Annotated in this window: 14 protein-coding genes; 10 read left to right on the forward strand and 4 right to left on the reverse strand. The window is 61.4% G+C overall.

Annotated elements, in window-relative coordinates; genetic code table 11:
* Positions 1–267: 267 nt before the first annotated feature.
* Positions 268–1,170 (forward strand): LysR family transcriptional regulator, encoded by a 903-nt coding sequence (locus tag CXQ82_RS07640; protein WP_101267604.1) that lies wholly within the window; start codon positions 268–270, stop codon positions 1,168–1,170.
* Here CXQ82_RS07640 and CXQ82_RS07645 read toward each other — a convergent pair.
* On the reverse strand, positions 1,162–1,920 hold the full coding sequence (locus tag CXQ82_RS07645) for a substrate-binding domain-containing protein (RefSeq protein ID WP_101267605.1): 759 nt from the start codon (positions 1,918–1,920) through the stop codon (positions 1,162–1,164). The two genes, CXQ82_RS07640 and CXQ82_RS07645, sit on opposite strands and share 9 nt — an antisense overlap.
* The gene (locus CXQ82_RS07650; RefSeq protein ID WP_101267607.1) at positions 1,920–3,224 is read right to left on the reverse strand and encodes an MFS transporter; all 1,305 of its coding nucleotides are present in this window, start codon (positions 3,222–3,224) and stop codon (positions 1,920–1,922) included. Before CXQ82_RS07650 ends, CXQ82_RS07645 begins: the two co-directional genes overlap by 1 nt.
* A gap of 197 nt (positions 3,225–3,421) precedes the next feature.
* Here CXQ82_RS07650 and CXQ82_RS31385 point away from each other — a divergent pair, with 197 nt between their 5' ends.
* The 7 genes from CXQ82_RS31385 (at position 3,422) to CXQ82_RS07680 (ending at position 9,997) form a co-directional block, all read left to right on the forward strand.
* Positions 3,422–3,565: a hypothetical protein gene (locus tag CXQ82_RS31385; RefSeq protein ID WP_177409887.1), complete on the forward strand. Its 144-nt coding sequence runs from the start codon at positions 3,422–3,424 to the stop codon at positions 3,563–3,565.
* Between the two features lie 209 nt (positions 3,566–3,774).
* The gene (locus CXQ82_RS07655) at positions 3,775–4,497 is read left to right on the forward strand and encodes a GntR family transcriptional regulator (protein ID WP_101267609.1); all 723 of its coding nucleotides are present in this window, start codon (positions 3,775–3,777) and stop codon (positions 4,495–4,497) included.
* The gene (locus CXQ82_RS07660) at positions 4,494–5,282 is read left to right on the forward strand and encodes an SDR family oxidoreductase (RefSeq protein WP_101267611.1); all 789 of its coding nucleotides are present in this window, start codon (positions 4,494–4,496) and stop codon (positions 5,280–5,282) included. The genes CXQ82_RS07655 and CXQ82_RS07660 overlap by 4 nt, the downstream gene beginning before the upstream one ends.
* A gap of 67 nt (positions 5,283–5,349) precedes the next feature.
* Positions 5,350–6,282 (forward strand): 3-keto-5-aminohexanoate cleavage protein, encoded by a 933-nt coding sequence (locus CXQ82_RS07665; protein WP_101267613.1) that lies wholly within the window; start codon positions 5,350–5,352, stop codon positions 6,280–6,282.
* A gap of 65 nt (positions 6,283–6,347) precedes the next feature.
* Entirely contained in the window at positions 6,348–7,226 is an 879-nt protein-coding gene (locus CXQ82_RS07670; protein ID WP_101267615.1) for an SMP-30/gluconolactonase/LRE family protein, read from the forward strand.
* Between the two features lie 73 nt (positions 7,227–7,299).
* Positions 7,300–8,622, forward strand: a complete 1,323-nt coding sequence (locus CXQ82_RS07675; RefSeq protein WP_101267617.1) for an MFS transporter — start codon at positions 7,300–7,302, stop codon at positions 8,620–8,622.
* 55 nt (positions 8,623–8,677) lie between these two features.
* Positions 8,678–9,997, forward strand: coding sequence for an MFS transporter (locus tag CXQ82_RS07680; RefSeq protein ID WP_177409888.1), 1,320 nt, complete (start codon positions 8,678–8,680; stop codon positions 9,995–9,997).
* On the opposite strand, the gene CXQ82_RS07685 is transcribed toward CXQ82_RS07680, so the two are convergent.
* Positions 9,975–10,154, reverse strand: coding sequence for a hypothetical protein (locus CXQ82_RS07685; RefSeq protein WP_101267619.1), 180 nt, complete (start codon positions 10,152–10,154; stop codon positions 9,975–9,977). The genes CXQ82_RS07680 and CXQ82_RS07685 overlap by 23 nt on opposite strands.
* A gap of 128 nt (positions 10,155–10,282) precedes the next feature.
* Between CXQ82_RS07685 and CXQ82_RS07690 the strand changes: the two genes are divergently transcribed.
* On the forward strand, positions 10,283–11,206 hold the full coding sequence (locus CXQ82_RS07690) for a LysR substrate-binding domain-containing protein (RefSeq protein WP_101267621.1): 924 nt from the start codon (positions 10,283–10,285) through the stop codon (positions 11,204–11,206).
* Positions 11,207–11,260: 54 nt separating this feature from the next.
* Positions 11,261–11,623, forward strand: a complete 363-nt coding sequence (locus CXQ82_RS07695) for a 5-carboxymethyl-2-hydroxymuconate Delta-isomerase (protein WP_101267623.1) — start codon at positions 11,261–11,263, stop codon at positions 11,621–11,623.
* A gap of 47 nt (positions 11,624–11,670) precedes the next feature.
* Here CXQ82_RS07695 and CXQ82_RS07700 read toward each other — a convergent pair whose 3' ends face one another.
* Positions 11,671–12,606, reverse strand: coding sequence for a LysR family transcriptional regulator (locus tag CXQ82_RS07700; RefSeq protein WP_101267625.1), 936 nt, complete (start codon positions 12,604–12,606; stop codon positions 11,671–11,673).
* Positions 12,607–12,689 lie beyond the last annotated feature (83 nt).

The following is a 12,689-nucleotide window of genomic DNA, read 5'->3' on the forward strand; positions in this document are numbered from 1 at the left end:
TGCTGATCTGCAGTGTCTCGTCGTCTATCCAGAAGTGGCAGGTTTGCATGGCAGGCGTCTCTCCAGTAAGACCAGCGGGATGCGGTCAGGCTCGAAGTATTGACCCTAATTACCGGATGCGTGGCGCCAGTCGGCAAATAAGCCACTGATATGTATGACTTCATATTTGTAGCAAGGGTATTACGCCAATCTGCTATCAGCGTGCATGGCGCCTCACTCGCTCGCGTACGATAATGCCCTCCACCTCGACCATCCTGGCTGCTTCCCGTGATCATCAACTTCGACCTCAACGACCTCCAAGCCTTCCGCGCCGTGGTAGACAAGGGCAGTTTTCGCGGCGCCGCCGAGGCCATTCGTATCTCGCAACCGGCCCTCAGCCGGCGTATCGAAAAGCTGGAGTCCGCCCTTGATGTGAAGCTGTTCGAGCGCACCACGCGGCGCGTCAGCCTGACCATGGTCGGCCGTGCGTTCCTGCCGCAGGTCGAGCGCATGCTCGACGACCTCGACGTTGCCCTGATGGGTATCAGCAACGTCGCCTCCACGCGCATGGGCAACGTGACCATCGCCTGTGTGCCGTCTACTGCGTATTACTTCATGCCCCACGTGATCTCCGAATTCCACAAGCTCTATCCGAAAATTCGCCTGCGGGTATTGGATGCCAGTGCCGGTGAGGTGTGCAACGCGGTGGAAAGTGGCGAGGCGGATTTCGGCGTGAGTTTCAGCGGCAGCCTGGCCGATGAGGTGGAGTTCGAGTTGCTGTTGCAGGAGCGCTACGTGCTCGCGTGCCGGCGTGATCATCCGTTGGCGGCGCGCGAGAGTGTGACGTGGGCCGAGGCCTATGAGCACGACTACATTACCGTGGACAAAACCTCAGGCAATCGCTTCCTATTGGACCAGGCCTTGCGTGGCGTGCGGGTGAAAAAACCGAGTATCTGCGAGACGCACCACGTGACCACGATGATCGGCTTGGTGGAGGCGGGGTTGGGGGTGGCGATGGTGCCGTCGATCGCCATGCCGGCCCTGGAACACCCGATTCTGGTGAGTGTGCCGTTGGTGGAGCCGCAGGTGATGCGCAATGTGGGCTTGATCAAACGCCGCGGGCGGACCTTGCCGCCAGCGGCGCTGGAGTTGGAGCGGTTGGTGCGGGAGATGCCGTTCCGGTCAGCGTGACACCGAGTCCAGGCCAGTGGATTGCACCACCGCTTGCGCCTCGGGCGAGGCCAGGTACTGCAGCAGCGCCTTGGCCTGTGTCGGGTGCTCGGCGTTGATCGGAATGCCCGCGGCAAAGCGCGTCACGGACTGCACGTCTTCCGGGATCTTGCCTACGTAAGTCACGCCTGGCACCGGCAACAATTCTGCGACTTGTTGCAAGCCCACCTCGTAGTCACCCTTGGCGACCTGCTCGGCCACCGGGATGCGTTCGATCATGGTGCCCTTGGCGGGCATGCCGAGTTTCTTGAACAACTCTTTCTCGACATACACGCCACTGGCGCTATCGGAATACGCCACGGACTTGGCCTTTTGCAGCACCGCCTTGAGTTCGGCGTCGGTGCCGATCGCAGGTTTAGCCGCGCCGGCCTTCACCACCAGGCCGATGCGCGAGTCCGCCAGTTCCACGCGGGACGCGGGGTCGACCTTGCCCTGTTTGATCAAATCATCCAGGGCGTAGCCGACCATGATCACCACATCGGCATGTTCGCCACGGGCCAGGCGGTTGGGGATCGCTTCCGGCGCCTTGCCCATCGACGGGCCGAGGATCGTGTCGAGGCTGTCGCCGCTGTGCTGGGCGTATTGCGGGCCCAGCAACTTATACGCGGCGGTGAAGCCACCGGACGTCATCACCTTGAGCTGTTCGGCCTGGGCCGTCAGCGCCAGGGCGCCGAGGGCCAGTGCCGTCAGGGTCTTGAACAGGGGCTTCATCACGCGGCCCCCTGCATCACCTGCCCACGGGTGTTGGCGCGGCGATACAGCGCCAGGGTCGAGCACAGCGCGCACACGGCGGCAAACATCATCCAGTAGGCCGGCGAGGCCTTGTCTTCGGTGATATGGATGAACCAGGTGGAGATCGCCGGGGTGAAACCACCGAAGATCGCGGTCGCCAGGCTGTAGGCCAGGGAGAAGCCCGCCACACGCACTTCCACCGGCATGATTTCAGTCAGGGCCGGGATCATCGCGCCGTTGTACATGCCGTAGAGGAAGGAGAACCACAGCAGGGTTTCGAGCATATGGGCGAAGCTCGGTGCGTTTACCACGTAGGACAGCGCTGGATAAGCCGTAAGAACGGTCAGCGCAGTCATAGCGATCAGTACCGGTTTGCGGCCGAAGCGGTCACTCAAGGTGCCGCCGATCGGCAGCCAGACAAAGTTCGACACGGCCACCAGCAAGGTCACCAGCAAGGCGTCGGAGGTGCTCAGTTGCAGTACGGTCTTGCCGAAGGTCGGTGCGTACACGGTGATCAGGTAGAACGCGGTGGTGGTCATGGCCACCATCAGCATGCCGCCGATCACGACGGTCCAATTCTTCACTAGGGTCGCCAGCACTTCGCGCATGGTCGGGCGATGCTTGCGGTTGGCGAACTCTTCGGTTTCCTGCAGGTTGCGACGCAGTACAAAGATAAACGGGATGATGACGCAGCCGATGGCGAACGGGATGCGCCAGCCCCAATCGGCAACTACGGCAGGCTCCATCCACACGTTCAAGCCATAGCCCAGTGCGGCGGCGACCACGATGGAGATCTGTTGGCTGCCCGACTGCCAGCTGGTGTAGAAGCCTTTGCGGCCCGGGGTGGCCATTTCCGACAGGTAAACCGACACGCCGCCCAGTTCCGCACCGGCCGAGAAGCCTTGCAGTAAGCGGCCCAACAGCACCAGCAGCGGCGCCCAGAGGCCAATGGTGTGATAACCGGGCACCAGCACGATCAGCAGGGTGCCGCTGGCCATGATCGACAAGGTGACGATCAGTCCTTTGCGGCGACCCACGTCGTCGATATAGGCACCCAGAATGATTGCGCCCAGCGGTCGCATCAGGAAGCCTGCGCCAAACACGGCGAAGGTCATCATTAATGACGCAAACTCATTAGCGGCGGGGAAGAATGCGGCAGCGATATAGGTGGCGTAGAAACCGAACAGAAAGAAGTCGAACTGTTCGAGGAAGTTGCCCGAAGTAACGCGGAATACCGCACCAACTTTCGAACGGGCAGAGTCGGGCCGGGTAGGGCTAGTCATGGTTTTGTGTCTCCAGCGTTCTTTTTAAAGTGCTTGTTTCGCTTAAGACCTGGAATAGTGGCTGACACATTTAGAAATGATAAGTGACAAATTTGGATAGATTGATGTGTTTTGGCTATCAATCGGCCACTTAGTCGAAAACCCATTGGCTGTTCTATGCTCAAGAGGTGACCAATTCTTACGGATGGGAGATGGCGATGGCTGACCAACAAAAACGCCGAGATGAGCCTGCGCGCGAGCAACCCCGGCGGCAGGAGCAAGAAAAGCCGCAAACCTGGAAGCATCCCGATGACGGCACGGAGCTGTCCGAACGGGATCAGGAGCGTCCGCTGAAACCCTGACTATCAGGACAAACACGATCCAAATGTGGGAGCGGGCTTGCGCGCGAATGCGCTGTAACAGTCAACTGATGTGTGGACTGATACAGCGCTTTCGCGCGCAAGCCCGCTCCCACATTTTTTAGGCACGCCTGAAAATAGGAAACTATTTGACATATTTGATTTGTGATCACATACTGAGGCCATAAGAACCACAACACAGGTTTTGCCTCATGACCGATGGTCCGATCCTCCTGCCCACCCTCCGCCAGGTGTCCCGCGATACTTTGCAAGATCAGGTCTATCGCCAGATCCGCGAAGCCCTGATGAGTGGCCGTTTCCAGCCCGGCCAGAAACTCACCATTCGCGGCCTCGCCGAAGCCCTCGGTTCCAGCCCCATGCCGGTGCGTGAAGCGCTGCAACGCCTCAGCGCCGAAAACGCCTTTGAAGTCACCGAAACCTCCCGTCTGCGGGTACGCCTGATGACGGTCGATCGCCTGCGCGAAATTCGCGATGCGCGGGTCGCCCTTGAAGGCTTGCTGGCGGAAAAAGCCGTGCTGCGCCTGCAAAAGGCCGACCTCGACGAAATCACCGAGCTGTGCCGGCAGATGCAGCACGCGGCCGATGAAGTCGACGTGTCCCGCTACTTGTGGACCAACTTCGCCTTCCACCGACGTATCTACGCGGTGGCCCAAGCCGAGTTGACCATGGCGGCCGTGGAGAATTTCTGGCTGCACATGGGCCCGTGCTTCGCGCTGGTCGCCCCGGATAAAGCTCACCTGCAACGCTCGATGGAGGCGCATACGCGGATCGTCGAAGCCCTGGCCGCCCGTGATGGCGCCGGTGCCCGTGCAGCGGTGACCGATGACATCATGCAGGCCGCCGATTCCCTGGCGCGCCTGCTCGTCAAGAGCGACCGTTCGCGGTCGTCTGCATCAGGAGGTAAACGTGCATGAGTGTCCTACAGCGGCTGCAGCCCTATCCTGGGTTACGTGTGTTGATTTCCGGCGGGGCTGCCGGCATTGGTGAAGTGCTGGCGGCGGCGTATCTGGAAGCCGGCGCCCAGGTGCATGTGTGTGATGTGAGCGAGCCGGCCCTGGCCGCGTTTCGCGATAAATACCCGGGCACCGTCGCCACCCGTGCCGACGTCAGTGATGCCGCGCAGATCGAGGCCGTGTTCAAGGTGCAGCGCGAGCATTTCGGCGGCCTTGATGTGCTGGTCAACAATGCCGGGATCGCTGGGCCTACCGGCGGTATCGACGCGATCAGCGACGCCGAGTGGCAAGCCACCATCGATATCAACCTGACTGCGCAATACCGCTTTGCCCACTACGCGGTGCCGATGCTCAAGGAATCGTCCCACGCTCATCTGCTGCATATCGCCTCGGTGGCGGGGCGTCTCGGCTACGCCTGGCGTACGCCCTACGCGGCGACCAAATGGGCAATTGTCGGCCTGATGAAATCCCTGGCGGCGGAACTCGGCGCAAGCGATATCCGCGTGAATGCCTTGCTGCCCGGCATCGTTGAAGGCCCGCGCATGGACGGCGTGATTCGCGCCCGTGCCGAACAGGTCGGCGTGCCCGAGGCCGAGATGCGCCAGGAATACCTCAACAAGATTTCCCTCAAACGCATGGTCACCGCCGAAGACGTCGCGGCCATGGCGTTGTTCCTCTGTTCGCCCGCCGCCCACAACGTGACCGGCCAGGCGATCAGTGTCGACGGTAACGTCGAGTACCTGTAAGCCACGGAAGAACACACAGCGCTGGACCCAGGATTTTTTTCATAAGAATAAAAGTCGGAGAATCGTCATGTCCAAAAAACGCCCCGTGATCATCACCTGCGCCGTCACCGGTGCGATTCATACGCCGTCGATGTCGCCGCATTTGCCGATCACCGCCCAGGAAATCGCCGACGCCGCCATCGGTGCGGCCGAGGCCGGCGCGGCCATCGTCCACTTGCATGCCCGTGACCCGATTGACGGCCGCCCCAGCCAGGACCCGGCACTGTTCGCCGAATTCCTGCCGCACATCAAGGCTGCCAGTGATGTGGTGATCAACATCACTACCGGCGGCGCACCGACCATGGGTGTGGAAGAGCGGCTGCAGCCGGTGATGCAGTTCAAGCCGGAGCTGGCTTCGCTGAATATGGGCTCGATGAATTTCGGCCTGTACGAAATGCTCAACCGCTTTACCGAGTTCAAGCACGATTGGGAGCGCCCGTACCTGGAAGAGAGCGACGATCGGATTTTTCGCAATACCTTCCGCGACATTGCCCACATCCTCAATTCCTGCGCCGAGAACCGCACCCGTTTTGAAATCGAATGCTACGACATCGGCCACCTGTACACCGCCGCACACTTCCTGGAGCGCGGCTTGCTCAAGCCGCCGCTGTTTATCCAGTCGGTGTTCGGCCTGCGCGGCGGCATCGGCGGGCATCCGGAAGATTTAGCGCACATGCGTCGCACCGCCGACCGCCTGTTTGGTGACGACTACGTGTGGTCGATTCTCGGCGCCGGGCGTGGGCAGATTCCGCTGGCGACCATGGGCCTGTCCATGGGCAGCAATGCGCGCGTTGGCCTGGAGGATTCGCTGTGGGACGGTCCGGGCAAGCTGGCGGCGTCGAATGCCGACCAGGTACGGCGCATTCGCACGGTGATCGAAGCCCTCGGCCATCGGGTCGCCACGCCTGATGAAGCGCGGGAAATCCTCGGGCTCAAGGGGCGTGACCAAGTCAATTTCTGACGATATCAGAGGTCGCGTCATGGCGCGGCCCGCATCCCGCACAACAACAATAAGGGGATAACACCATGCGTATCGAAGTGCTGGTAGACGTCAAGACCACATTGGGCGAAGGCCCGGTATGGGACGTCGAACAACAACGGCTGTACTGGATCGACAGTGCCGATGGCCGGGTGCTGCGCTGCACCGATGACGGCCGCGAACTGCGCGCCTGGGACGTGGGCCAGAAAATCGGCTCCATGGCCCTGCGCGACAGCGGTGAGTCGGCCATCGTCGCGCTGCAAAATGGCGTGCACAACCTGGACCTGGCCACTGGCGAGTTGGACCTGATCGAGGACCCGGAACCGCACCTGCGGAACAACCGCCTCAATGACGGCAAGGTCGACCGCCAGGGTCGCTTTGTCTTCGGCTCGATGGACACCCTGGAAGACAGCGCCAGCGCCAAGCTGTATCGCCTGGACGCCGACCTCAGCCTGCACACCCTGGACGAAGGCATCATCGTCTCGAATGGCCCGTGCTGGAGCCCGTCGGGACAAACCCTGTACTTTTGCGACACCTGGTCCGGTGAGATCTGGGCCTACGACTACGACCTGGCCAGCGGCAATGTGAGCAACCGCCGCGTGTTCGCCAAGGTCGACACCTCCAGCGGTGGCGCGGCCGACGGCTGCACCGTGGATGCCGAAGGCTGCCTGTGGCAGGCGCTGGTCTACGCCGGCAAATTGGTGCGCTACAGCCCCGACGGCCAGGTCGATCGCATCATTCAAATGCCGGTAAAAAAGGTCACCAGCCTGACTTTCGGCGGGCCGAACCTCGACACCCTGTTCGTGACCTCGATGGCCAAGCCGCCGCTCCCGCGTTTTCCGGCCGACGGCCAGCAGCGGGGCGCGCTGTTCGCCATTACCGGGTTGGGCGTGCAAGGAATAGCCGAGCGACGTTTCGCCAGCTAGCGCGTTTGTTTGACAAGGCACCTTCCTTCGCAACCTTGTGTCAGTGCGCGCCCTCGCGCGCCTGGAGAGGCCCATGGCAACTTTAAAAAAAGCGTCGCTGCGCAATATTCACCGGCATTCCTGGGTGTCGCTGCTGGTCTGCTGGATGATCTGGATTCTTAACGCCTACGACCGCGAGATCGTGTTGCGCCTGGGGCCGACCATCTCCAAGCATTTCGATTTGTCCGCTGACCAATGGGGCACCGTGGCCACGGTGGTCATGCTGGCCCTTGCCGTGCTGGATATTCCCGGCTCGATGTGGAGCGACCGCTACGGTGGCGGCTGGAAACGCGCGCGCTTCCAAGTGCCGCTGGTACTGGGCTACACGGCGATTTCGTTTCTGTCCGGCTTCAAGGCGTTGAGCGGCAACCTCGCGACCTTTATCGCCTTGCGTGTCGGCGTCAACCTGGGCGCGGGCTGGGGCGAGCCGGTGGGCGTGAGCAACACCGCCGAATGGTGGCCGGTGGAACGTCGCGGGTTTGCCCTGGGCGCGCACCACACCGGTTACCCGATCGGCGCGATGCTCAGCGGCATCGTCGCCAGTTTTGTGATCACCGTGTTTGGTGAGGACAACTGGCGCTACGTGTTCTTCTTCGCCTTTGTGGTGGCGCTGCCGCTGATGATTTTCTGGGCGCGTTATTCCACCGCCGAACGCATTACCGCGTTGTACGTCGACATCGCCGCCAAGGGCATGACCCCACCGGACAACGCCCCGGCCAGCTCGGTGAAGGGCGAAGCCTGGCGCACCTTTATCGCCACGCTGCGCAACCGCAATATCGCGCTCACGGCGGGCAACACGATGCTCACGCAAGTGGTGTACATGGGCGTGAATATCGTGCTGCCGGCCTACCTCTACAACATCGCCGGGTTGTCGCTGGCGGAGTCGGCGGGGATGAGCGTGGTGTTCACCCTCACCGGCATTCTCGGGCAACTGGTGTGGCCGTCGCTGTCGGACATCATCGGCCGGCGTACCACCTTGATCATCTGCGGGGTGTGGATGGCGGCGAGTGTCGGCGCGTTCTACTTCGCCAATACCCTGACCTTGATCGTGGTGGTGCAACTGCTGTTCGGCCTGGTGGCGAATGCGGTGTGGCCGATCTACTACGCGGTGGCCTGCGACTCGGCCGAGCCTTCGGCGACGTCCACGGCCAACGGCATCATCACCACCGCGATGTTTATCGGTGGCGGCCTGGCGCCGGTGCTGATGGGCAGCCTGATCGCCATGGGCGGCGGCTGGACCACACTGCATGGCTACACCGTGTGTTTCTTCGTGATGGCCGGCTGCGCCCTGGGTGGCGCATTGCTGCAACTGTTTTCCCATCGCCCGCAGGCGTTGGTTGTGCAACTCGACTCCTAGAACAACACCGATGCGCCCCCCAGCCTGGCTGGCGGGGCGCCAAGAGGAATTGCCGATGACTACCGCCACCCACGCCCGCGAGCCGCAGGCGTTGAACAAACTGATGTTCGCCAAGCTGATGCCCTTGCTGATCATCGCCTACATCCTGAGCTTTCTGGACCGCACCAACATTGCCCTGGCCAAGCATCATCTGGACGTCGACCTGGGCATTTCCGCCGCTGCGTATGGGCTGGGCGCGGGTTTGTTTTTCCTGACGTATGCGCTGTCGGAGATCCCCAGCAACCTGATCATGCACAAGGTCGGCGCACGCTTCTGGATCGCCCGCATCATGGTGACCTGGGGCCTGATCTCGGCGGCCATGGCCTTTGTGCAGGGCGAGACCTCGTTCTACGCGCTGCGCCTGCTGCTGGGCATCGCCGAAGCGGGGCTGTTTCCCGGTGTGATGCTGTACCTGACCTACTGGTTCAACCGTGAACAACGCGCGCGAGCCACCGGTTACTTCCTGCTCGGCGTGTGCTTTGCCAACATCATCGGTGGCCCGGTGGGCGCGGCTTTGATGCGCATGGATGGCCTGCTGGGCTGGCACGGCTGGCAATGGATGTTCTTGCTCGAAGGCTTACCGGCCGTGGCCTTTGCCTGGGTGGTGTGGCGCAGGTTGCCGGATCGCCCGAGCAAGGCGCCGTGGTTGTCGGCCGAAGAAGCACGCGGGATCGAACAGCGCATTGCCCGGGAGACCGAGGAAGGTGCAGGGGAGGGCGGCCACTCGTTGAAAAACTGGCTGACCCCGCAAATCCTGCTGGCGATCTTTGTGTACTTTTGCCACCAGATCACCGTCTACACCGTGATCTTTTTCCTGCCGAGCATCATCAGCAAATACGGCGAGCTGAGCACCATGAGCGTCGGCCTCCTGACCTCGTTGCCGTGGATTGCGGCGGCACTCGGCGCCGTGTTGATCCCGCGTTTTGCGACCACGCCGGGGCGTTGCCGACGATTGCTGGTCACCGGCTTGCTGACCATGGCGTTGGGGTTGGGTATCGCTTCGGTGTCGGGGCCGGTGTTCAGCCTGTTGGGCTTTTGCCTGTCGGCGGTGATGTTCTTTGTGGTGCAGTCGATTGTGTTTCTGTACCCGGCGTCACGCCTCAAGGGCGTGGCGCTGGCAGGCGGGCTGGGTTTCGTCAACGCGTGTGGGCTGTTGGGCGGGTTCGTCGGGCCTTCGGTGATGGGCGCAATCGAGATGAGCACGGGCAATGCGATGAATGGCCTCAAAGTGATCGCCGTGGTGCTGGTGATCGCCGCGTTGGCGGCCCTGCGTTTGCGCCAGGGCCAGGAACAAGCGCCCACCCCGCAGGGGGTTATGAAACCAGCAACGAAATAGGAAACCCCCACGCCAGCACCAGGTACGCCCCCACCGCCGCCAGGCACAGGCCGACAAACACCCGCAACAAGGTGCGGGCAGTGGGGTGGGCGACAAAGCGGATGACCCAGAGGCAGAACCCGGCCACGACGATGGCCAAGGCGAGAATGAACAGCACGATGGTGTTCCTGAAACCTTAAAGAGCTGATTTATAGCCCCAAAGCCAGTGGATGAACAGTGTGCACATAGACGCAGCCCCCAGGGCTTTCTAAACTGCGGCTTGTCTTGGGGAAGGGGCAGGCGCCGATGAATCGCAATGAATTACGCAAGGCCGACATCAACCTGATGGTGGTCTTCGAAGCACTGATGCTGGAGCGCAATGTGACACGGGTGGCCGAGAAGCTGTTTCTCGGCCAGCCGACCATCAGCTCGGCCCTCAACCGTTTGCGTACCTTGTTCAATGACCCGCTGTTTATTCGCGTCGGCCACCGCATGGAGCCCACCGCGCGGGCCGAAGAAATCATTCAGCATTTGTCACCAGCCCTGGACTCATTGTCGTCGGCCCTGAGCCTGACTCACGATTTTGACCCGTCCATCAGCACCATGACCTTTCGCATCGGCTTGTCCGATGATGTTGAGTTCGGCCTGCTGCCGCCGTTGCTGCGTGCGCTGCGCCAGGAGGCGCCGCAGGTGGTGTTCGTGGTGCAGCATGTCGACTATTGGCGGATTCCCGATCTGTTGGCGTCCGGCGATATCACCGTAGGTATCACCCAAACCCGCGGCCTGCCGGCCAATGCCAAGCGCAAGCTGCTGCGCCATATCCGCCCACGGCTGTTGCGCGCCGACGCGTCCGACACACCGTTGACCCTCGATGAATATTGCTCACGCCCCCATGTGCTGGTGTCCCACACCGCCAACGTAGCGGGGTTTGCCGATGAGTGGTTGGCGGAAATCGGGCGCAAGCGCCATGTGGTGCTGTCGGTGCCGCAATACAGCGCATTGCCCGCCTTGCTGGCCGGCACGGACCTGATTGCCAGCCTGCCGGACTACACCGCTGAAGCCATGGCGGTGTCGGGCAACCTGTTCTGTGAGCCGTTTCCGTTCGAGACACCGACGTTGGATTTATCCATGGTCTGGCTCAGCCATGTGGATACCGACCCGGCTGAGCGCTGGGTGCGCTCGCGGCTGGAAGCATTCATGAGTGATCGAGGCCTCGGGACCAAGGCCTGAGGCTCTTTCCGTGGTATATCTACGAATCTTCCTACTCATAATTCGGAGCCACCCATGCCGCATCTGCACCTGGAATACACCGCCAACCTGACGAATCTCGCCGTCGAGAAAACCCTGTTGCGGCTCAATAACGTGCTGATGGCGTCCGGGCAGTTCGGTTCCGAGTTCGACATCAAAAGCCGCGCGGTGAAAGTCGAGAGCTTTCAGGTCGGCACTTCCCTCAGCCCACGCGGTTTTATCGCGGTGAAGCTGTCGCTGCTCAGTGGGCGGTCGCCGCAGGTCAAGCAGGAGTTGTCGCAGAGCCTGTTGGCAGCGTTGCAGGATCAGAGCGACTGGCCGGCGGATGTGCAGGTTCAACTCAGTGTCCTGCTGGTGGATATGGATCGCGATTCCTACAGCAAAGTCGCCATCGGCTGACGCGCAATCCTCGGTGGCGAGGGAGCAAACTCCCTCTCCACAGGGGGTTATAACAACCCCTGATCCGCGCACACCTTCACCACCTGCTCGCGAAACCAGGTATTGGCGCTGTCCTGTTCACTGGTTTCATTCCACTGCATATCCAAGGTAAACCCTGGCAACCCGTTGGGCGCCTCGCAATGGCCGAATGCCGAGGCTGGCGCCAACAGTTTTTGCACGCGGCGCGGCAGGGTGACGACAAAGTCGGTGCCGGTGATCATTTTCAGTGCCGCACCATAGCTGTTGGCCCGGGCGATCACCTGGCGCTTGTGCGCCTGGCGCGCCAGCCAGCCGTCGATCATGTTGGTGTCGGAGGTCCACGGTGTGGGGAACACGTGGCGCCGTTCCACGAAGGATTGCAGGCTGAACGCCGGCTCCCGGGGCGCCGAGCGTTTATCGAAGACGCATACCAGGTCGTCCTCCAGCAGCATCTGGGTCTTGAAATCCTTGTGGGCGCGATGAAAGTGCGGACCGAAGCAGATCACCAGGTCCAATCGGCCTTCGCGCAGGTCGTCGGCGGGGATATCGGTTTCCAGCTTCTGCACATTGACGATGACCGGCAGGTCGGCCTGGTCGAAGTTTTTCAACAGGCGCGGCAGGATCAACTGTTCGAAGTATTCCGGTGCGCACACGTTGAACGTCACGGCCTTCTGGGTGGGGTCGAAGGCTTGGCCACCGGCGTGGCAGAGGTTGATGCTTTCGAGGATTTTCTGCACATGGCCGTACATGGTGGTGGCCTTGTACGTAGGACGCATACCCGCCCGTGTGTTGATAAACAGCTCATCCTCGAAACTGGTGCGCAATTTCTTCAGGCTGTAACTCACGGTGGACTGGCTGACAAACAGCGTTTCTGACACCTCGGTAACACTGCTCTGGTCGTAGACGGCGATAAACACCATCAGGTCCTGCATGTCGAGCTTTCTGAGCAAGTTACTGTTTAGCATCCATTCCGTCCGGTAAGCCTTGGCACTGCGGCAAGCGCAAAAGCTTAACGGAACGGACGTGCCATTAGAAAGCTCTGTAGGCC

This window comes from Pseudomonas sp. S09G 359 (genome assembly GCF_002843605.1).
Classification (GTDB): Bacteria; Pseudomonadota; Gammaproteobacteria; order Pseudomonadales; family Pseudomonadaceae; genus Aquipseudomonas.